Here is a 19,635-nt window from a genome sequence, read left to right on the forward strand (position 1 = left end):
GGGCGCCACCGCGACGGTCCGGAAACGCACGGGATACCGTGCACGGTGTGTACCGGTTTCTCGCGACGCCCCGATGGCTCGGCTATGCCGCGCTGACGGTGGCCGCGGCGGCCGTCATGGTCCTGCTCGGTTTTTGGCAGCTCGACCGATACCATCAGCGCGCGTCCATCAACGAGCGAATCTCGGCGGGCGCCACGGCGACGCCGGTCCCGCTCCCCGAGATTGTCGGCAAGCCGACGCAAGGCCCCGGCTCGGTCGGCCCGGCCCCGCCGGGCGACATCGAGTGGACCCGGGTTCGCGTCACCGGGCACTACGACCCCACGCGGGAGATCCTCGTGCGCGGCCGGACCGTCGACGGCCGGGTGGGGTTCGAGGTGATCACGCCGCTGGTGCTGTCCGACGGGACGGCGGTGCTGGTGGACCGCGGCTGGGTGCCTCCGGCACCCGGGGGTGCGCTCGCCGCGCCGGCCGTGCCGCCGGCGCCGACCGGCGACACCACGGTGGTCGGGCGGCTGCGCCCGCCGGAGAGCCGCGGCGGGGTCCCGCAGGAGGTCAACGGCCGCTCGGAGATCCGCCGGATCACGCCGGCCGCGATCGCGCCCACGCTGCCCTACCCGATCTTCGACACCTACGTGACCGCGGACGAACCCCCCGCCGGGCTGACCGCGGTGCGGCCGGCGAAGGAGAACGCGCTCCAGAACGCCGGCTATGTGCTGCAATGGTGGCTCTTCGCCGCGTTGGCCGTCTTCGGCTTCGCCTACCTGGCACGGCGTGAGGCGCGCGGCCCGGCGTCCGGCGACCTCCTCGCCGACGAGGACGGGGAGAAGGGCGAGGCGGACGGCGCGGACGGCGACGGGGACGGGGACGGCGTGAACAGCGGGGGCGTGCCTCACCGCGCCCCCCGGTGAATCGCCCGCACCGCCTCGATCGTGTCGGCCTCCTCCGGGCGCTTGTCCTCGCGATACCGCACCACGCGCGCGAACCGCAGCGCCATGCCGCCCGGATAGCGCGGTGACGTCTGCACCCCGTCGAAGGCGATCTCCACGACCAGCTCGGGCCGCACCTTGACGACCCATTCCGACTCCTCGACCGCCAGCTCGCGCAGCCGCTCGGTCTGCCAGCGCAGCATCGCGTCGGTCATCCCCTTGAACGTCTTGCCGAGCATGACGAAGCCGCCGGTCTCCGGGTCACGGGCGCCCAGATGGAGGTTGGACAGCCAGCCCTTGCGGCGGCCGTGGCCCCACTCGACGGCGAGCACCACCAGGTCGAGCGTGTGCCGGGGCTTGACCTTGACCCAGGCGGCGCCACGGCGGCCGACGTCATAGGGCGCCGACGCCGACTTGATCACCAGGCCCTCGTGGCCCTCCCGCACCGCGCGTGCGAACGCGGCCTCGGCGTCCTCCGGCGAGGTGAGGATGGTGCGCCCGACCCGCAGATCCGGCGGGACGGCCTGCTCAAGGGCCGTCCAGCGCGCGGACGCCGGCTCGTCGAGGAGGTCGACGCCGTCGAGATGCAGGATGTCGAAGAAGAACGGCCGTAGCACCGACACGCCGTCGCGGCGGGCCGCCCGGCTGAACGTCTCCTGGAACGGGATGGCGCGCCCGGTCTCCTCGTCGACGCCGACCGCCTCGCCGTCGAGCACGACCGACGCCACCGGCAGCGCCCGCACCACCTCGACAAGGCCCGGCACGCGGGCGGTGAGGTCGTCGAGACTGCGGCTGAACACGCGCACGTCGGCGCCGTCGCGGTGGACCTGGATGCGCACCCCGTCGATCTTGATGTCGGCCGCCGCCGGGATGCCCGTGGCGGCGAGGGCCTCCGACGCGCTCTGCGCGCTCTGCGCGAGCATCGGCGCGAGCGGACGGCCGACCGTCAACTGATAGCGCTCCAGGGCGGGTGCCCCGCCGATCAGCGCGGAGACGGCGACGGCCTTCAGGTCGCCGGCCAGGAGCAGGGCGCGGCGGATGGTCGCGGGTGGGAGGCCAGCCGCTCTGGCGAGCGCCTCACCCAGGAGCCCGGCCTGCGCGCCCTGGCGCAGCTCGCCGCTGAGGACGCCGATCAGGAACCGGCGCTCGGGACCGGTGGCGGCGCCGAACAGCTCCCGGACGAGTTGCTTGCGGGACGCCTGCGATCCCTTGCCGGAGAGTGCGGACATCCGCTCGAACGCCAGGTCGACGTCGGCGACGGTGAGGGTGGGCTCGACCGCGGGCGGGGGCAGGTCGCGGAGGCCGGCGTAGCCGACGCCGGTGGTGCGCTGGCGCAGCTCGCCGGAGAGATGGGCGGCACCGGCGGCGATCGTGCGCTCGTCAGCGGTTGCGCCGAGATCGCGCAGCGCCGCGGCGAGAAGGTCGATCTTGACGTTGCGCGCCGAGGCCGCGGCGACCGCATCGGACACCTGTGCCAACTCCAGAAACCGCATACCCGGGATTCTGAACGAAGGGTCCGACAAAAACGGTCGGGAATCGATCAGGGATACGCCAGACGCACCTGATCGAGGACCCAACCCATCCGGCTGACCGCCGTCTCGGGGTGTTCGCCGAACTCGTGGGCCACGAGGGCCGCACAGCCTCGGGGGCCGTGACGCCGGACGCTGATCATGACCGCGCGGCGGATGCGGTCCACGCTGACGTGCTCGGAGGACTGCACGTCGGACACGAAGAGCGCCTCGGCACGGACGTGTTCGAGCAACTGTGGCGTCATGGCCTGCTCCTTTCGCCTGCCATCAGCACACTCTGCGGCCGGAGCACCACGGTGTCCGCCGGGTTGCGGACAGGGTGAGATCGGACGGGCGACAGCCGAACGACACCGGGTGACACGACGGGTGGAATGACCCCCGACGCACGACAAAAGCCCGACTGGTGGACGGCAAACGCGACTTCATGACGGAAAATAGAACACGTGACTACAGTGAGTAAGCATCGATGGGCGACCTTCGTCGCGCTCGGGCTGCTCACCGCCATCGGCGTCGCGATCCTGCAGGTCACCGGCGCCGTGCCGGTGCTGGCCGGCGCCCTCTACACCGGTCTGTCCGCGCTCACCGCGGTGACCGTCCTCGTCGTCACGCACCGCAGGCGGCCGCCCGGCCGGCTCGGCTGGTACCTGCTCGGCGCCGGCCAGGTCGCCTACACGATCGGTGACGCGCTCTACGCCATCGCGTACGCGTCGCACGCCGGCCCGGCGTCGCCGACCGCCGCCGACGCCTTCTACCTCGTGCAGTACCCCCTCCTCGTCGGCGCCCTCGTGGCCTTCGTACGGCGCCGGACGCCGGGCCGGCACACCCCGACGCTGATCGACGCCGGCATCATCGCGGTCAGCGCCGGCCTCGTGTCGTGGGTGTACCTCATCGGCCCGCTGACGGCGGACGAGGGCCTGAGCCCGGCGGCGCGGCTCGTGACCGTCGCCTATCCGGTCGGCGACCTGCTCGTCCTCGTCCTCGGCCTGCGCATCCTGCTCGGCGGCGGTGCCCGTACACCCTCGTATCTCCTGCTCCTGGCGAGCCTTCTGACGACGCTGGGCGCCGACGTCGCCGCCACCCTCTCGCGGGCCAACGTATGGTCGTGCGTCCTGTGGCTCGTGACCTACGCGCTGCTCGGCGGCGCCGTGCTCCACCCGTCGATGAACCGGATCGACGCGCCGGCGCCGGCACACACCACCCGCACGACCGCCGCGCGGCTCGCCGTCCTCGCCGGGGCATCGCTGCTCGCGCCCGCCGTCCTGTTGCTGCGGTACCTCCAGGGCGACGTCAGCGACGTGCCGGTGATCGCGATCACCTGCGCCCTGCTGTTCCTGCTCGTCCTGGGGCGGATGGCCGGCATGGTCGCGGCGCAGTACCACATCGCGGTGACCGACGGGCTGACCGACCTGTCGACCCGCCGGGCGTTCGAGGAGCAGTTGCGCGCCGAGGCCGGCCGCCGGCGGCATCGGGGCTTCGGTGTGGTCCTGCTCGACATCGACCACTTCAAGGCGATCAACGACGAGCACGGGCACGCCGCCGGTGACCGGGTGCTGCGCGACGTGGCCCGCCGCCTGCGTGCGGCCGCACGGGCGGGCGACATGGTGGCGCGGTACGGCGGTGAGGAGTTCGCCGTCCTCGTGCCCGGCGCCGGGGAGGCGGAGGTGGCGGCCCTGGCCGAGCGGGTGCGCCACATCGTGGCGGGCGGCACGGTCGACGTCGGCGACGGCGTTCACCGCCGCGTCACGGTTTCCGTCGGTACCGCGGTGCTGCCGGACGACACGACGGAGCCCGGCGAACTGGTCCAGCTCGCCGACCGCGCGCTCTACGCGGCGAAGCGGGACGGCCGCGACCGGGTCGTCGCCGCGCGGCGCGCCCCGGCCCGTCCGGTCCACCTACCCCGCTCGCGCCGCTCCGAGTTCGAGGCGGCCTAGCAAGGCGGCCAGTTCGGCCGGGGGCACCGGCCGGGAGAACAGGTAGCCCTGTGCGTAGGAGCAGCCCAGCGTGCGCAGCGTCGCGGCCTGCGCCTCGGTCTCCACGCCCTCGGCCACGGTCTGGAGCTCCAGGCCGTCGGCGAGCTGGAGGATCGCCCGCATGAGCGGGGTGTCGACGGCGGTCGCGAGGAACGTCCGGTCGATCTTCAGCACGTCGACCGGCAGGTGGACGAGGTAGGCCAGCGACGAGTACCCGGTCCCGAAGTCGTCGATCGCGATCCGCACGCCCTGCTCGCGCAGCACGTCGAGCCGCGCCGTCGACTCGGCGTCGGCGACCAGTGTCGACTCGGTGAGTTCGAGCACCAGCGCCGCCGGCGGCAGCCCGCTCTCGGCCAGCGCCTGCCGCACCCGGTCGACGAAGTCGGGCTCGCGCAACTGGTGCGCGGCCACGTTGACGGTGACGCTGACGCCCTCGCGCTCGTGCCACTCCCGGGCCTCCGCGCACGCACGGCCCAGGACCCACCAGCCGATCGGCACGATCAAGCCGGTCGCCTCCGCGACCGGGACGAAGACGCCCGGCGGCACCGGATCGCCGTCCGGCGGGTTCCAGCGCAGCAGCGCCTCGGCGGCGGTGATCCTGCCGTCGGCCAGCCGGACCACGGGCTGGTAGTGCAGCGTGAACTCGCCGTCGCGCAGCGCCCGGCGCAGGCCAGCGGCCAGTTCCCGGTACCGGTCGGCGGCGGTGCGCAGCGGCGCGTCGAACCGGACGATCCGGTCCTTCCCGCCGTGTTTCGCCGCGTCGAGCGCCAGGTCCGCGTCGCGCAGCACCTCGGCGGAGGTGCGCTGCTCCGCGACCGTCACGAGGCCCACGCTGGCGGTGAGATGCACCTGACGGCCGGCCACCTGGTACGCCGGGCGCAGTTGCCCCGTGGCCCGCTCGGCCGCGCCTTCCGGAGCGCCGGCCCGCCAGAGCACCGCGAACTCGTCGTCGCCGAGCCGGGCGACGAGGTCGGCGTCCGGCAGCGCGGCCCGCAGACGGTCCGCCACCTGGACGAGCAACGCGTCCCCGGCGGGATGCCCGAGCGCGTCGTTGACCTCCTTGAACCCGTCGAGGTCCAGCAGCGCGACGGTGACGCCGGGCCGCAGGTCGCGCAGGTGGGCGGTGAGCAGGGCCCGGTTCGCCAGGCCCGTCACCGGATCCCGCGTGGCGCGGTGGCGCAGCTCCTGCTCCAGGCCCTTGCGGCGGGCGGACGAACGGGCCAGGGAGCGGGCCAGGCGCTGCGACCGGCGCCGGGCGAGGAGGACGGCGAGGGCCGCCGCACCGAGTGCCACGGCGCCGGCGTGCAGCGACGAGAACTGCCGGAGCATTGCCGGTACCGCCGCGAAGACTCCCACCGCGAGCACGGCGCCGGCGTCGATCAGCAGGCTCGGTCCGCCCGGCAGGGTTGACCTGCGCGGACTGGGACTCGGCTTGCGACGCACGCCATGATGCTATCTACCGAATATCCAATTTTCGGTAGATAACGGACAACACGCGAAAGGCGGGCCCCGTCGGGAACCCGCCTTTCGTCACCGTCTCGGGGCGCTCAGCCCTCGGCGCCACCCCGCCAGTCGAAGCCGGCCTCGACCACGACCTTGTCGGCGGTCGCGGCGATGCGGTCGGCGTAGCGGTTCGCGTGGTGGCCACAGAAGGACAGCTCACCGGAGGTCCCGAAGGTCACCGTCGCCCTGGCGGCAGCGCCGCAGCTATCACACCGCTCCCCCACCAGCTCGGGGACGACATGAACGGCCGGGCGCGAGATCAGCATCGGGGTCATCACAGTCTCCTCGAGTCGAATTGGCGGGGTGCTCGCTGAAATATGGCATTTCCGGGTGTTACGGCTTACCTCGCTAACACTACGTTCGCCTGATTTGAGCGCCTAGTTCAGAAGCGTTGGGTTTGGGTCACACTTGGGTTGCCGAGTCTGTCCGTTCGTCTGATGCGTCGCCGGGGCACTTCACTTACCCGCTCGGCAACATTTCGACACCAGCCTTCCGGCGGACAGCCACTGAGCGCCGGCCGAGCGTGACGAATCCACTGTGGACAGTCGGTCCGGGGCGCGGGCACCCCAACGGCAACTTGCGGCGAACCGCGGGCGTAACCCCGGCTGCCGAATCTTGTGGAGGTCCGGATGACACCGCCGGACGGAAAGCCGCTCCACGAGGATTTCGCCGCCACGGAAGGGCCCGTATCGATGATTCGCCGCCATGCCCGTACATTGATGCCGATCGCCGCACTCGCCATTGGAGCCGGAGTCGGCACCGCCGTCTTCACCGGCAACGCCGGCGCTGAGACGACCGACGTCGTCCGCACGGGCGCGGCGGAGGACGGCTACAGCTCGAGCAGCCGCCCGACCTACAACTTCGGCGCCTCGGACACGCTGGTCGCCGGCCGCCAGGGCGGCGACACGATGGTGACCTACCTGAAGTTCAAGGTCACCGACCCGGGCACCGGGGTCAAGGTCAAGGGCGCCCAGGTGACCCTGAACCGCGAGTCCCGCACCTTCCCCGCCTCGATCTCGCTGAGCAAGGTCGCCGACACGGCGTGGACCGAGAAGGGCCTGACCGGCAAGAACAAGCCGAAGGTCGGCTCGGTCGTCACGACCGTGAAGCCGAAGAGCGGCGCCACGTCGGTGACGTTCGACGTCAGCTCGGTGGTCAAGGGCGCCGGGACGTACACCTTCGCGGTCACCTCGACCGTCGCCAACAGCCCGGCCCGGTTCCGCTCCGCGGAGGCGACCGCCGGCCAGCCGACGCTCGCGCTGACGGTGCTGCGACCGACCACCACCAAGCCGACGACGCCGGCGACCACCGCGCCGGCCACCCCGACCAGCCCGGCCACCCCGACCAGCCCGACCAGCCCGACCAGCCCGGCGACCCCGACCAGCCCGGCGACCGAGCCGACCGGGACCCCTCCGGGCGACTGCACCGTCGACGCCAAGCTGGTGCCGAGCTGCGGCGTGCTGTGGGGCGCGGCGGCCGGCGGCTTCTCCGACGTGCCGCGGGACGAGGCGCTGAAGACGTTCGAGCGCAAGACCGGCCGTACGTCGACCGTCTACCACACGTACCACAAGGGTGACGAGCTCTTCCCGACCAAGAGCGAGATCGCCATGACCAACGACCCGGCCAACCCGCGCGTGCTGATGCTGAACTGGAAGGTCGCCTACGGAACGAAGTGGGCCAACGTCGCCGCCGGCGACCAGGACGCCCGCATCGACCGGCTCTCCAACTACCTGAAGACCAACTACACCAAGAAGTTCTTCATGGTGCTGCACCACGAGCCCGAGAACGACGTGAACCCGACCGCCGGATCCGGCATGACCGCCAAGGACTACGCCGCGATGTTCCGTCACACCGCGCTGCGGATGAGGGCCAACGGAGTGGACAACGCCGTTTTCGTGGTCGCCTACATGAACTACGAGAAGTGGAACAACTCGACGTGGTGGGGCGACCTCTACCCGGGTGACGACGTCGTGGACTGGGTCGGCGTGGACACCTACAACAACGCGCAGCCCGGCGGCTTCCACTACGGCGACTTCAACTACATGATGAACCGCACCACGGACAAGGCGAAGTTCCCGGGCTGGTACACCTGGGCCACCACCAACCACCCGAGCAAGCCGATCATGGTCGCCGAGTGGGGCGTGTACGACTCGTCGCCGACCGTCGTGGGCAAGAACAAGGCCGACGTGTACGCCACCGTGCTGCCGCAGTTGGCCATGATGCCGCAGATCAAGGGCATGGTGTACTTCGAGACCGCGAAGGACCAGAACGGGCACGACATCCGCATGGACGACACCCCGGAGGCGCTCGCCGGCTTCCAGAAGATCGCCGCCGACCCGCGGTTCACCGTAAAGATCTGACACCCCGGTTCCCCCCGGTGAGCGAAGGCCGTCTGGACTAGGTCCAGACGGCCTTCGCCATTCCCCTCTTCTCCCCTCCCCCCACCCTCCGCCCCTTCCTCCGCCCTCCGCGTTGATCTTGCACTTGTGGTGCCGCGACACTCCCACGATGCCCGGTTTGTCAGGCACCACAACTGCAAGATCAACGCGGGGAGCGGGGGCGGTGCCGCCCGCGCGGGGCCGGGGGGCGGGGGCGGTGCCGCCCGCGCGGGGGCGCGGGGGCGGTGCGGCGGTGCCCGCGCGGGGTCCGGTGCGGTGCCGCCCGCGCGGGGGCGCGGGGGCGGTGCCGACCGCGCGGGGGCGGCGCAACTGCGCTGCTACCGCGTGGGTTCTGGATGCGCCACTCACGCGCTCGAACCTTGGTTCTGCAAGCGATCAGAAATGCCAGCTACCGCAAGGGATGCAGACATAATGATGAAGAACACCGCCCGTCGCGCCGTCACCGGCCTCGTCTTCACCCCCGCCGCCGCCGCGGCCGCCGCCTTCTCCTTCGCCGCCGCCGGCTCCGCCGCCCCGGCCGAGGGCGTCGTGCAGGGCGCCGGCGTCGCGGGTGCGCTGCACGACCGGTACATCGTCGTGCTCAAGGACGGATCGTCGGTCAGCTCGGACGCGCTCGCCGGCAAGGTCGGCGGCAAGGTCCGCGCCCGATACGACAACGCGGTGCGCGGTTTCTCCGGTCAGATGAGCGCCACCGCCGCCCGCCGGCTCGCCGCCGACCCGGCCGTCGCCTACGTCGAGCAGGACCGCGTGGTCTCCGTCGAGGCGACTCAGGCGAACGCGACCTGGGGCCTGGACCGCATCGACCAGCAGGCGCTGCCGCTCAACGGCTCGTACACGTACGGCCCGGCGAGCAACGTGACGGCGTACATCATCGACACCGGCATCCGCTTCACGCACACCGAGTTCGGCGGCCGCGCCAGGTCCGGCTACGACTTCGTCGACAACGACGCCGACGCGTCCGACTGCCAGGGCCACGGCACCCACGTCGCCGGCACCGTCGGCGGCGCCACGTACGGTGTCGCCAAGGACGTGAAGCTCGTCGGCGTGCGGGTGCTCGACTGCAAGGGCAACGGGTCGTACTCGCAGATCATCGCCGGCGTCGACTGGGTCACCAAGAACGCCGTCAAGCCCGCGGTCGCCAACATGAGCCTCGGCGGCTCGGCCGGCACCACCCTGGACAACGCCGTCAAGCGCTCGATCGCGGCCGGCATCACGTACGCGGTGGCCGGTGGCAACGACTCCGCCAACGCCTGCGGCAAGTCCCCGGCCCGCCTGCCGGAGGCGATCACCGTCGGCGCGACCGACACCAAGGACACCCGCGCCAGCTTCTCGAACTTCGGCGGCTGCCTCGACATCTTCGCCCCCGGCGTGAACATCACGTCCAGCGCCAACAGCTCCAACACCGGCACGCAGAAGATGTCCGGCACCTCGATGGCGACCCCGCACGTCGCCGGCGCCGCCGCGCTGTACCTCGCCGCGCACCCGGCCGCCACCCCGGCCGAGGTCCGTGACGCCCTCGTCAACGGCGCGGTCAGCGGCGCGGTGAAGAGCCCCGGCTCCGGCTCGCCGAACAAGCTGCTCTACACCGGCTCGTTCAACACCGGCGGCACCGTGACCCCGGCGCCCGCCCCCACCGACCCGGCCACCCCGACCACGCCGGCCCCTTGCGGCGCGGTCACCAACGGCACCGACGTCGCCATCGCCGACCGCGCCACCGTCACCAGCAAGGTCGTCGTCGCCAACTGCACCGGCAACGCCGCGAAGACCTCGACCGTGAAGGTCGCCGTCCGCCACGCCGACCGCGGTGACCTCCGCGTCGACCTGATCGCCCCGGACGGCAGCGCGTACAAGCTGAAGAGCTCGACCTCCGGCGACAACGTGACGAACCTCAACGCGACCTACACGGTCGACCTGTCGACCGAGGCCCGCAACGGCACGTGGACCCTCCAGGTCAAGGATGTCTTCGCCGGTGACACCGGCACCCTGGATAGCTGGACCCTGACGGTCTGACCCGCCGATTTCGCCTACAGCGCCCCGAGTCGCCCGGCTCGGGGCGCTGTAGCGTGGAAAGCAACCGACCAAAACCGCGAATCGGTCTCAACTCGGACGTACCCGTCGGTACGGTGTGGGTCATCATCGAGCCGACCTTGCAAAGGGGACGACCATGAGCACTGCCAGAGAGTCCATCGAGGTGGCGGTCCCCGCACGGATCGCATACGAGCAGCTCGCCCACTTCGAGAACTACCCGCGGTTCATGTCCGGCGTGATGAGCATGGCCCCGATCGACGAGTCGACCGCCCACATGGTGCTCGACATCGGCGGCAGCCGGGCCGAGTTCGATGCGCGGATCACCGAGGCCCGCCCCGGCGAGTTCCTCTGCTGGGAGGCGATGGACGGCCCGCAGGTGAGCGAGGCGCTCCGGCTGGAGCCGATGGCCGACGGCATGACGCGGATCATCGCGGAGTTGCAGATCGACGCCCGGGAACTCATGCCGGCGGAGGAGCATGCGGCGGAGGTACTGAACCGCCGCCTGAAGGCGGACCTGAAGGGCTTCAAGCGTTTCTGCGAAGAGGGTGCGACGCGTATGAGCAACGCGCCGACCAAGGACATCCCGGCCGCCGCGCAGCAGACCTCGGCGGCGGGCACGATCGGCGGCGACCGGGACAAGCCGACGGCCGCGTCCATCGCACGTGGCATCGCGTCCGCGTCCGGGCTGACCCACGCGACGAACGAGCGACCCAACCCGGGCGTGCCGGCCGGCGGCAACCTCGGCCCGATGCACCACAGCATGGAGCGCAACGCCCGCACCCGCCAGGCGCAGCAGCACGACACGTACTGACCCGCCGCGATGGTGGCTGCTGGACCGGGCCGGGCAACCACCTCCGCGTCGATCTTGCAGTTGTGGTTCCGACTTATCCGAAATATCCGGGCAACCCAGGCGCCACAACTGCAAGATCGACGCGGAGGGAGGGGTGGGTGGGTGGGTGGGTAAGGGTGGGCGGCGAGGTGGGCGGAATGCCGGGAATATTGGTTTCGTGCGCATATTATGAGAGTCTGAGTGGCCTAGACGAGCGAGGGGACGATGACCGCGATCCTGGTCGCCGACGACGACATGGACATCAGGGACCTCGTCGCCTTCAAGCTTGAGCAGTCAGGCTACGACGTGGTGGCGGTCGACAACGGGATCGCCGCGCTCACCGCCGCCACCGAGAACCCGCCGGACCTCGTGGTCCTCGACGTCATGATGCCCGGCATGTCGGGGATCGACGTCTGCCGGCAGCTCCGGCAGGACCACGCCACCAAGGGCCTGCCCATCATCCTGCTCACCGCCCGTGCTCAGGAGGGCGACGTCGAGGTCGGCTTCGGCGCCGGCGCCGACGACTACATCGTCAAACCCTTCAGCCCGCGGGAGTTGGTGAGCCGGGTCGAGGCGGTCCTGGCCCGCATGCGCACGTGACCCTCGCCGGCGCCGCGTTCGTGGCGCTGATCGTCATGCTCGTCGCAGTCGTGGTGCTGGGTGGACTCATCGTCGGCGGTCGCGGTGTCCGCCGGACCCGCGAGGCGCGCCGCGCCCGGCTGGCCCGGCCCGCCCGGCAACTGCTGCTGGCCATCGCCGCCGGCGACGACGACCCCGAGCAGATCGAGGAACTGGTGCGCCTGCCCGACGACGTCTGGCTCGCGGTGGAGCCGAACGCGGTGGCCCTGCTCGGCAAGGTCCGCGGCGAGGCGCACGCCACTCTGGTCGACGTCTTCGAGCGCCGCGGCGCCGCCTGGCGGGCCCGGAGCCAGCTTCGCCGCCGCGACCCCGTCGCCCGGGCGCAGGCCGCCGAGGTGCTCGGTAACCTGGGCCGCAAGGACGCGCTGCTGCCGCTGTGCGACCTGCTCGCCGATTCCGACCCCGACGTGCGGGTGGTCGCGGCACGGTCTCTCGGCCGGATCGGCGATCCGGGCGCCACCCAGCCGTTGCTCGCCGCGCTCGCCAGCCGCCGGACGGTGCCCGCGCAGGTGGTGGCGACCGCCCTGACCCGCCTCGGCTCGGGCGCGCAGGCCGCGTTGCTGGCCGCGCTCGACGACCCGCGCGCACCGGTCCGTGCGACCGCCGCCGAGGTGCTCGGCCTGGTCGGTGCGGTCGGTGCGACGGTCCGGGTGGAGAGCGCGCTGCGCGCCGACCCGTCGATCGACGTGCGGGTCCGCGCGGCACGCACGCTGGGCCGCCTGGGCACCCGCACGGCGCTGTCCCCGCTGCTCGACTCGCTCGATCCGGACCGCCCCGCGGTGCTGCGGGCGGAGGCCGCCAGGGCGCTCGGCGAACTCGGCGCGGTCACCGCCGCCCAAGCGCTGACGGCACTGCTGGCCGACCCGGACTACGCCGTCGCGCACAACGCCGCCCGGTCCCTGCTGCGCCTGGGCAACGCCGGGCGGGCGGCCCTGGTCGCCGCCGAGCACCGCGCACACGTCCACCCGCGGCACAGCGCCGAGGACCACGAGCCCGATCCCGAGGTGATGCTCAGCGCCGCGCACGCCCGCGAGGCGCTCGCCGCGGCCGAGCTCGACGATCACCGCAGGCAGACGGCGCCATGATCACCGACTGGGTCCGCGAGCTGCTGCGACTGGCCGACATCTTCATCCTGACGTATTTCCTCGTCATCAACTCGAGCTACCTCGTGTTGATCGGGCTCGCCGGCGTGGAGTTCGTGCACCATCTGCGCCGGGTGCCGTTCGCCGGCCACGAGGAGACGTACCGCAGCCCGCTCACCGAGCCGGTCTCGGTCCTCGTGCCCGCGTACAACGAGTCCGCCGGCATCGTCCAGTCGGTCCAGGCGATGCTCGCCCTGCGGTACCCGGTCTTCGAGGTCATCGTCGTCGACGACGGCTCGTCCGACGACACCTTCGAGCGACTCCGGGAGGAGTTCGGTCTTGTCGAGGTGCCGCGGGTCGTACCCGACGCGACCCCGACCCGCGGCCGGATCCTCTCGGTGCACGTGCCGAAGGACCGCCCCGACCCGCTCGTGGTCGTGCGCAAGGAGAACGGCGGCAAGACCGACGCGGTCAACACCGGCATCAACGTCGCCCAGTACCCGCTCGTGTGCATGGTCGACGCCGACTCGATCCTCGACCCGCAGGCGCTGCTGTCGGTGGCGAAGCCCTTCTCGGACGACCCGGTCCGCACCGTCGCGTCCGGCGGGGTCATCCGCGTCGCGAACGGCTGCACGGTGGTCGCGGGCCGCATCGTCGACGTGCGGATGCCCCGCAACTGGCTGGCCCGGGTGCAGGTCGTCGAGTACCTGCGGGCGTTCCTGCTCGGCCGCACCGGCTGGTCGCGCCTCGGCGGGCTGCTCATCATCTCCGGCGCCTTCGGCATCTTCCGCCGCGACCTGCTCGTCGAGGTCGGCGGCCTCGACCACGACTGCATCGGCGAGGACGCGGAGCTCGTCGTGCGGCTGCACCGGCACCTGCGCCGGCAGAAGCGCGACTACCGCATCGTCTTCGTCGCCGAGCCGGTGTCGTGGAGCGAGGCGCCGAGCACGCCGAAGGTGCTGAGCAAACAGCGTCGCCGCTGGCACCGGGGCATCACCGAGATCCTGACCAAGCACCGCGGCATGATCCTGAACCCGCGGTACGGGCGGATCGGCCTCGTCGCCCTGCCCTACTACGTGCTCTTCGAGCTGCTCGCCCCGGTCGTCGAGCTGGCCGGCGTGATCCTGGTGCCGCTCGGGCTGTACTTCGGGGCGGTCGACGCCGGCTTCGCGCTCGTCTTCGTCGCGGTGGCCTACGGCTACGCGCTCGTGCTCAACCTCGTCGCGCTGGCCGTGGAGGAGTATTCGTTCCACCGGTACCAGCGGTGGACGGACCTGGTCGCGTCGGTGCTCGCCGCCGTGCTGGAGAACGTCGGCTATCGGCAACTGACGGCGGTCTGGCGGACCATGGGCATATGGGCGGCGATCCGCGGCGGCCGCCACGACTGGGGCACGATGACGCGGACGGGCTTCCAGACCGTACTGACGCCGGAGCCGCCGCGGCTGGAGGAGCCGGTCACAGCCAGAGAGGGCGCTCGCGCGGAATCCGGATCGTGAACGTCGTGCCCGCACCGGGGGCGCTGTCGACCGAGATCTCGCCGCCGTGACCCTCGACGATCGTCTTGGTGATGGCCAGGCCGAGTCCGGCGCCCTGCACGGCTTCGCGCACCGCGAACGTGCCGCGGAAGAACCGGGTGAACAGTTGTGGCTGTTCCTGGGGGTCGATGCCGACGCCGTTGTCCCGCACGGTGATCTCGACGTGGTCGCCGGCGGCGCGGGCGGTCAACTCGACGAGACCGCCCTCGGGCGTGAAGTTGACACCGTTGACCAGCAGGTTGACCAGCGCCCGCTCCAACTGCTCGCGGTCGGCCTCGACGGTGCCGAGCTGCCCCTCGACGGCCAGCACCAGCCGGTGACCGCGGCGCTTGGCACGCGGCTCGACGGCGGCGTAGGCGGCGGACAGCACCTCGTGCACGCCGGTCTCGCACGGCTCCAGGTCGAAGACACCGGCCTCCACCTTCGAGATGGTCAGCAGGTCCTCGATCAGCGCGCGCAGCCGGTCGGCGTTGCGGCCGACGACCTCGAGCATGCGCGACTGCGCCGCGTTGAGCTCGCCGGCGTCGCCGGACGTGAGGACCTCCAGGTGCCCGATGACGTTGGTCAGCGGCGTGCGGAACTCGTGCGACACGGTCGCCACGAAGTCGCTCTTCGCCACGTCGAGCTCGCGCAGCCGGGACACCGCCTCGCGCTCGTGCTCGTACGCCTGGCGCAAGGCGTCCTCGGTGCGCTTGCGGTCGGTGATGTCGTGCACGAAGGCGTTGAACGTCCAGCCGAGCATCGGGTCGCGCACGGCCCAGGTGGCGAGCTCCACCGGGAACTCGTAGCCGTTGGCGTGCCAGGCGGAGATCTCGATGCGGTTGTCGAGGACCCGCTTCTCACCCGTCGTCAGGAAGCGGCCGACGCCGAGGTGGTGAGCCTCGCGGAAGCGCGGGGGCACGATCGTGTCGGCGAGTGACCGGCCGATCGCCTCCTCCCTGGACAGGCCGAAGACCTTCTCGGCCGCGGCGTTCCAGCCGGTGATCCGGCCGCCGTCGTCCATCGTGACGAATGCCTCGACGCAACTGTCGAGGATCCGTTCGAGCCGCTGCGCGCCGAACAGCAGCGCCTGCCGGGCGGTCATGCGGTCGGCGACCCGGCCGAGCTGCGTGCCGACGTCCGCCATGATCTCCAGCAGGCCGGGGTCGGGGTCGGCCGGCTCGTGCATGAAGAACTCGAGGACCGCGACCGTGAGCCCACCGGCGGTGACGGGGAAGGCGACGGCCGCGCCGACGCCCTCGACCGGGCCGCGCAGGAACCGTGCGCCGGTGGCGGCGTCGGGGATCCAGACCGGCTGCCCGGTGCGGGCCGCCTCGCCGACGACGCCCTCGCCCTGCGCCAAGACGCGGTTGTCGCTGACCTCGCGCAGCGCGGCGAACTCGCCGGGCCGGTCCTCGTGCCACACGCCGGTGGAGACGAAGAGCCGCGGGTCGTTCTCGTGCGGAAGCCACATGTGCCCGGCCTGCCAGCCGGTCGCCTCGCACACCGCCCGGATCACCGGGAGCCCGGCGTCGATGATGTGGTCGGCCTCGTTCGCGATCCGGGTCGCCTCCTGCAACAGCGAGACGGCGACGAGTCCACGATCCATCGGCACAACATTGATGCTAAAGGTCCGACCCGCCGCCGTTACCCCGTTTCGGGGGAACGACGGCGGGTCGGGCAGCACGGCGGTTACGCGGCGGCAGGAGTGTTGGCCACGGCGGTGACGATCTCCCGCACGTACCGGTAGACACCGACCTCACCGGCGCGGACCGCGTCGCTGGCGGGGACGAGCCGCACGCCGCCCTCGACACAGGCCTGGACCAGCCGCCGGCCGGGCAGGCGGTGCCGCTCGCTGATCTCGATGACGGTGCCGTTGACGCGGCACGCCTCGACCAGTTCGGCGATCGACGCGTCCGGCACCGCCGACTCGTCGATGCCGGCGCGGGCCAGGAAGTCCAGGGGCCGGGCGAGACGGGTCGGCGCGTAGCGGGAGACCCGCTCGACGGCGAGCCCGGTGACGGCGACGACCTGGTCGATCACGTCGAGGGCGCGCATCGTGCCGTTGTCGATGAGACCGCGGACCGCGTCCGGGCTGAGCAGCCCGGCGGGCAACGGCAGGCGGTCGATGCCGACGGAGATGACCTCGAGCCCGTTGAGGTCGGACGGGAAGGCGAGCCAGCCGTCGATGCCGATCGCCTCCACCTCGACGCCGCGGCGCAACACCACGTCGGTGCGCTGCTGCGCCCGCTGGATCGAGGCGAGATACGGCGGGAGCCAGCTCGTGTCCGGGCCGACGCGATCCGCGAACGTGACCTCCGTCAGGCCGGCCTGCTCAGCGGCGGCGACGAGGACGCTGACGCTGTCACGGCCCGACGAGAACGCGGTGTGGACGTGGCCGTCGACGGAGAGGTCGATCATCTGGCGCTCATTTCTGGTACTGGTGGGCGGGACGCGTCTCAGAGTGCCGAGCGTCGGTCCTCCTCGGCGGTCCCGCCTGGGTGCCAGTTGGTTTATTCAGCGCGCTCCATGACCGGGCGGCGGTAGCGGTAGCCGAAGCCGCGCACCGACTCGATCGGTGACGCGTCCGGATCGGTCCACCCGAGCTTGCGCCGCAGCCGCAGCACCGCGAACTTGACCCGCTCCGGCCCGATCCCGGTCGGGTCGTCCCACGCCTGCGCGAGCAGTTGGTTGGGCGACAGCACCGCGCCGGCGTGCCGCACGAGGACGTTGAGCAACCGGAACTCGGTGGGCGTCAGCCGAACCTCGTCGCCGGCGACGAACGTGCGCCGCGCCGCCGGGTCGATGCGCAGCACGCCGTCGTCGTAGACCTCGTCGGCCCACGACGCCGGGCCCGCGCTGCGTCGCAGCAGTGCCTCGACCCGCGCCACCAGCTCGGCGTTGGTGAACGGCTTGGTGAGGTAGTCGTCGGCACCGCCCCGCAGTCCCCGCACCTTGTCCGACTCCTGTCCGTGCGCGGTGAGCAGCAGCACCGGGACGTCACTGACGTCGCGGAGCCGCTCCAGGACCTGCCAGCCGTCCATCCCGGGCAGGCCGATGTCGAGGATCACCAACTCCGGGCGCTCGGTGTACGCGTCGCGCAAGCCGCTGCGGCCGTCCTTCGCGTGCGCGACCTGATGGCCGGCCCGTGTGAGCAGCAGACGCAGTGCCATGGCGATATCCGGATCGTCCTCGACGACAAGAAGTCGGCTCACGATCATCCCCCATTCCGTGCCGGTCGCGTGGGCAACGACAGCGTGACCGTCGTGCCGACCCCTTCAGTACTGGCAACGCTGATGCTGCCGCCGTGCAGTTCGACGATGGCCCGGCTCACGACCAACCCCAGCCCGGTGCCGGGCATCACCTGGCGCCCGACGGCGGCCGTCACGTTCGAGCCGCGGAAGAAGGCGCTGAAGAGCCGTGGCAGGTCGGCGGCGGGGATCCCGACGCCCGAGTCGGCCACGGCGATCGTCCAGCCGTCGTCGGCCGGACCGGCCCGCACGGTCACCCGGCCGCCGCTCGGCGTGAACTTGACCGCGTTGCTCACCAGGTTGTCGACGACCTGGTGGACGCGGGTGTCGTCACAGACGAGATCCGGCCCGTCGGCGCAGTCGAGGGTCAGCTCGAGGCCGGCCGCCAGCGCCGCCGGGATGCGCTCGGTGACGGCCGCCGCCAGCAGCTCCGGCAGCCGGGTCGGCACCGGCTTGAGCTGCAGGGTGCGCGCCTCCAGCCGGGACAGCAGCAACAGGTCCTCGATGAGCCGCAGCAGGCGGTTGGCGTTGCGGTCGATCACGTCGAGGTACGTGCGCTGGTCCTCGGAGAGTGCGCCGCTGGTGGCGTCGCCGAGCAGGTGCGAGAAGGCCACCACCGACGACAGCGGGCCGCGCAGCTCGTGCGCGACCGTCGCGACGAACTCGTTGTTCATGGCGGTCGCCTCGGCCAGCGCCTGGTTGCGTTCCTCAAGCCCGCGGCTGCGCTCCTCCAGCCCGCGCCGCACCGCCACCCGAGCGGTGACGTCCCGCAGGTGGATGAGCGTGCCGCCGTCCGCCTCGCCGGGGCAGGTGACCGGGACCAGGTCGAGCTCCAGGACACGGCCGTCCTCGAAGGCGAGCTCCTCCCCCACGACCGCGCGGCGGCTGCGGAAGCCTTGGCGCAACCGGTCCACCCGGGCGGTGTCGGGGCCGAGCCGCGCGAGGGATCGGGCGATGACCGCGGACCAGTCGAACGGCGCCGGGTCGTCGGGGTCGTGCTCCGGGCTGACGTCGAGCATCCCGGTGTCGAGCAGGCGGTGCGCGGCGCGGTTGGCGAGGCTGACCCGGCCCTCGGCGTCGAGCATCAGCAGCCCGTCGCCCATCGTCTCGACCAACCGTGCCAGGCGCTGCTGCTCGACCCGGGCGGCGCGCTCGGTCTCCCGCTGCCGCGTGACGTCGAGCCCGAAGAAGACGACGGCGCCGACCTGGGCGTCTTCGACGAAGCTGCGGGCGGCGACCTCGATCGTGCGCCACCGGCCGTGGACCGTGCAGACCCGCAGATCCACGGTCCGCTCCGGGTGGCGGCCGGTGCAGCAGGAGAGGAACATGCCGACGGCCGCGGGCCGGTCGTCGGGGTGGATCAGGTCGAGGACGCGGAAGTCGGGCGGGCTGTGCCGGTCGTAGCCCAGCACGGTGGTGAACGAGTCGGACAGCGCGCTCCAGCCCCGGGCCGGGTCGACGAGGAGGATCATCGCCCGCGCGCCGGTGGTGATCGCCCACGCCAGCGGAGAGCCGAGCATCGGCGGTGGCGGCACCGCGTGGCACGGCTGCGCGAGCGCCCGGTCGGCGGCGGCGGCGATCTCACTCGCGGCGGGGAGCAGCTCCGCACGGGCGGGCGCGGCACTGAACTCGACCCGCAGCTCTTGGCCCCACTGCGCGGGACCGACCGGCAGCCGCTCCAGAAGGTCGAGGTCGCCGAGGACCGGGGCGAGCGCGGGGACGATGCCCGCGGTGCGCACCCCCGAGAAGCCGCGCAGCTCGGCCACGAGCCGCTGCGCGTCCACCACGGTGGCCGCGTTCGCCGCACGGACCACCAGGTCGACCACGGCGCCTTCGATCAGGCTCGTGTCGACCAGGCGGTCGGTTTCTCCACGCAAAGCTCTCCTCACCGGCAGCCTTTGCGACATTTGACGCTTACTGTCGGTACACGCATATCCTACGCAATGTAATGACATGTCCTGTAAC

Annotated in this window: 16 protein-coding genes; 8 read left to right on the forward strand and 8 right to left on the reverse strand. The window is 71.9% G+C overall.

Going from position 1 to position 19,635, the window contains the following annotated elements:
- Positions 1-47: 47 nt before the first annotated feature.
- Complete coding sequence (locus Drose_RS31590; RefSeq protein WP_260724917.1) at positions 48-908, forward strand: SURF1 family cytochrome oxidase biogenesis protein; 861 nt, start codon at positions 48-50, stop codon at positions 906-908.
- Here Drose_RS31590 and Drose_RS31595 read toward each other — a convergent pair.
- Both Drose_RS31595 and Drose_RS31600 read right to left on the reverse strand, forming a co-directional pair.
- Complete coding sequence (locus Drose_RS31595) at positions 890-2,419, reverse strand: ATP-dependent DNA ligase (protein WP_260724918.1); 1,530 nt, start codon at positions 2,417-2,419, stop codon at positions 890-892. The genes Drose_RS31590 and Drose_RS31595 overlap by 19 nt on opposite strands.
- Before the next feature lie 47 nt (positions 2,420-2,466).
- Entirely contained in the window at positions 2,467-2,700 is a 234-nt protein-coding gene (locus Drose_RS31600) for a hypothetical protein (RefSeq protein WP_260724919.1), read from the reverse strand.
- 198 nt (positions 2,701-2,898) lie between these two features.
- Between Drose_RS31600 and Drose_RS31605 the strand changes: the two genes are divergently transcribed.
- Positions 2,899-4,386 carry a GGDEF domain-containing protein gene (locus Drose_RS31605; RefSeq protein ID WP_260724920.1) on the forward strand — a complete coding sequence of 496 codons (1,488 nt, stop codon included), beginning with the start codon at positions 2,899-2,901 and terminating at the stop codon, positions 4,384-4,386.
- Here Drose_RS31605 and Drose_RS31610 read toward each other — a convergent pair.
- Entirely contained in the window at positions 4,348-5,868 is a 1,521-nt protein-coding gene (locus Drose_RS31610; RefSeq protein WP_260724921.1) for a putative bifunctional diguanylate cyclase/phosphodiesterase, read from the reverse strand. The genes Drose_RS31605 and Drose_RS31610 overlap by 39 nt on opposite strands.
- A gap of 104 nt (positions 5,869-5,972) precedes the next feature.
- Entirely contained in the window at positions 5,973-6,203 is a 231-nt protein-coding gene (locus Drose_RS31615) for a DUF7455 domain-containing protein (protein ID WP_260724922.1), read from the reverse strand.
- A 444-nt stretch (positions 6,204-6,647) separates the two neighbouring features.
- Here Drose_RS31615 and Drose_RS31620 point away from each other — a divergent pair, with 444 nt between their 5' ends.
- The 6 genes from Drose_RS31620 (at position 6,648) to Drose_RS31645 (ending at position 14,401) form a co-directional block, all read left to right on the forward strand.
- The gene (locus Drose_RS31620) at positions 6,648-8,288 is read left to right on the forward strand and encodes a CBM96 family carbohydrate-binding protein (RefSeq protein WP_260724923.1); all 1,641 of its coding nucleotides are present in this window, start codon (positions 6,648-6,650) and stop codon (positions 8,286-8,288) included.
- A 453-nt stretch (positions 8,289-8,741) separates the two neighbouring features.
- Positions 8,742-10,337, forward strand: a complete 1,596-nt coding sequence (locus tag Drose_RS31625) for a S8 family peptidase (RefSeq protein ID WP_390891462.1) — start codon at positions 8,742-8,744, stop codon at positions 10,335-10,337.
- A 154-nt stretch (positions 10,338-10,491) separates the two neighbouring features.
- Positions 10,492-11,166 carry an SRPBCC family protein gene (locus Drose_RS31630; RefSeq protein WP_260724925.1) on the forward strand — a complete coding sequence of 225 codons (675 nt, stop codon included), beginning with the start codon at positions 10,492-10,494 and terminating at the stop codon, positions 11,164-11,166.
- A 243-nt stretch (positions 11,167-11,409) separates the two neighbouring features.
- Entirely contained in the window at positions 11,410-11,784 is a 375-nt protein-coding gene (locus Drose_RS31635) for a response regulator transcription factor (protein ID WP_260724926.1), read from the forward strand.
- Positions 11,781-12,908 carry a HEAT repeat domain-containing protein gene (locus Drose_RS31640; protein WP_260724927.1) on the forward strand — a complete coding sequence of 376 codons (1,128 nt, stop codon included), beginning with the start codon at positions 11,781-11,783 and terminating at the stop codon, positions 12,906-12,908. The genes Drose_RS31635 and Drose_RS31640 overlap by 4 nt, the downstream gene beginning before the upstream one ends.
- Positions 12,905-14,401: a glycosyltransferase family 2 protein gene (locus tag Drose_RS31645; RefSeq protein WP_260724928.1), complete on the forward strand. Its 1,497-nt coding sequence runs from the start codon at positions 12,905-12,907 to the stop codon at positions 14,399-14,401. Before Drose_RS31640 ends, Drose_RS31645 begins: the two co-directional genes overlap by 4 nt.
- Here the strand turns inward: Drose_RS31645 and Drose_RS31650 are convergent.
- From Drose_RS31650 to Drose_RS31665, 4 genes are all read right to left on the reverse strand, one after another.
- Positions 14,361-16,028, reverse strand: coding sequence for an ATP-binding protein (locus tag Drose_RS31650; protein ID WP_260724929.1), 1,668 nt, complete (start codon positions 16,026-16,028; stop codon positions 14,361-14,363). The two genes, Drose_RS31645 and Drose_RS31650, sit on opposite strands and share 41 nt — an antisense overlap.
- A gap of 83 nt (positions 16,029-16,111) precedes the next feature.
- A complete protein-coding gene (locus Drose_RS31655; protein ID WP_260724930.1) occupies positions 16,112-16,840 on the reverse strand; it encodes a hydrolase in 729 nt (242 codons plus the stop codon).
- A gap of 92 nt (positions 16,841-16,932) precedes the next feature.
- Complete coding sequence (locus Drose_RS31660) at positions 16,933-17,640, reverse strand: response regulator transcription factor (protein ID WP_260724931.1); 708 nt, start codon at positions 17,638-17,640, stop codon at positions 16,933-16,935.
- Positions 17,637-19,547 (reverse strand): sensor histidine kinase, encoded by a 1,911-nt coding sequence (locus Drose_RS31665; RefSeq protein WP_260724932.1) that lies wholly within the window; start codon positions 19,545-19,547, stop codon positions 17,637-17,639. Before Drose_RS31665 ends, Drose_RS31660 begins: the two co-directional genes overlap by 4 nt.
- Between the last annotated feature and the right edge of the window lie 88 nt (positions 19,548-19,635).

It is taken from the genome of Dactylosporangium roseum, from assembly GCF_025264685.1.
In the GTDB taxonomy this organism is placed as follows: domain Bacteria; phylum Actinomycetota; class Actinomycetes; order Mycobacteriales; family Micromonosporaceae; genus Dactylosporangium; species Dactylosporangium roseum.

Excerpts from the sequence above, each read along its gene's own strand:
- Drose_RS31655 (WP_260724930.1), bottom strand. The coding sequence starts at position 16,840 with ATGATCGACCTCTCCGTCGACGGCCACGTCCACACCGCGTTCTCGTCG.
- Drose_RS31625 (WP_390891462.1), top strand. The coding sequence starts at position 8,742 with ATGAAGAACACCGCCCGTCGCGCCGTCACCGGCCTCGTCTTCACCCCC.
- Drose_RS31620 (WP_260724923.1), top strand. The coding sequence starts at position 6,648 with ATGCCGATCGCCGCACTCGCCATTGGAGCCGGAGTCGGCACCGCCGTC.
- Drose_RS31650 (WP_260724929.1), bottom strand. The coding sequence starts at position 16,028 with ATGGATCGTGGACTCGTCGCCGTCTCGCTGTTGCAGGAGGCGACCCGG.
- Drose_RS31630 (WP_260724925.1), top strand. The coding sequence starts at position 10,492 with ATGAGCACTGCCAGAGAGTCCATCGAGGTGGCGGTCCCCGCACGGATC.
- Drose_RS31645 (WP_260724928.1), top strand. The coding sequence starts at position 12,905 with ATGATCACCGACTGGGTCCGCGAGCTGCTGCGACTGGCCGACATCTTC.
- Drose_RS31615 (WP_260724922.1), bottom strand. The coding sequence starts at position 6,203 with ATGACCCCGATGCTGATCTCGCGCCCGGCCGTTCATGTCGTCCCCGAG.
- Drose_RS31635 (WP_260724926.1), top strand. The coding sequence starts at position 11,410 with ATGACCGCGATCCTGGTCGCCGACGACGACATGGACATCAGGGACCTC.
- Drose_RS31595 (WP_260724918.1), bottom strand. The coding sequence starts at position 2,419 with ATGCGGTTTCTGGAGTTGGCACAGGTGTCCGATGCGGTCGCCGCGGCC.
- Drose_RS31600 (WP_260724919.1), bottom strand. The coding sequence starts at position 2,700 with ATGACGCCACAGTTGCTCGAACACGTCCGTGCCGAGGCGCTCTTCGTG.
- Drose_RS31660 (WP_260724931.1), bottom strand. The coding sequence starts at position 17,640 with ATGATCGTGAGCCGACTTCTTGTCGTCGAGGACGATCCGGATATCGCC.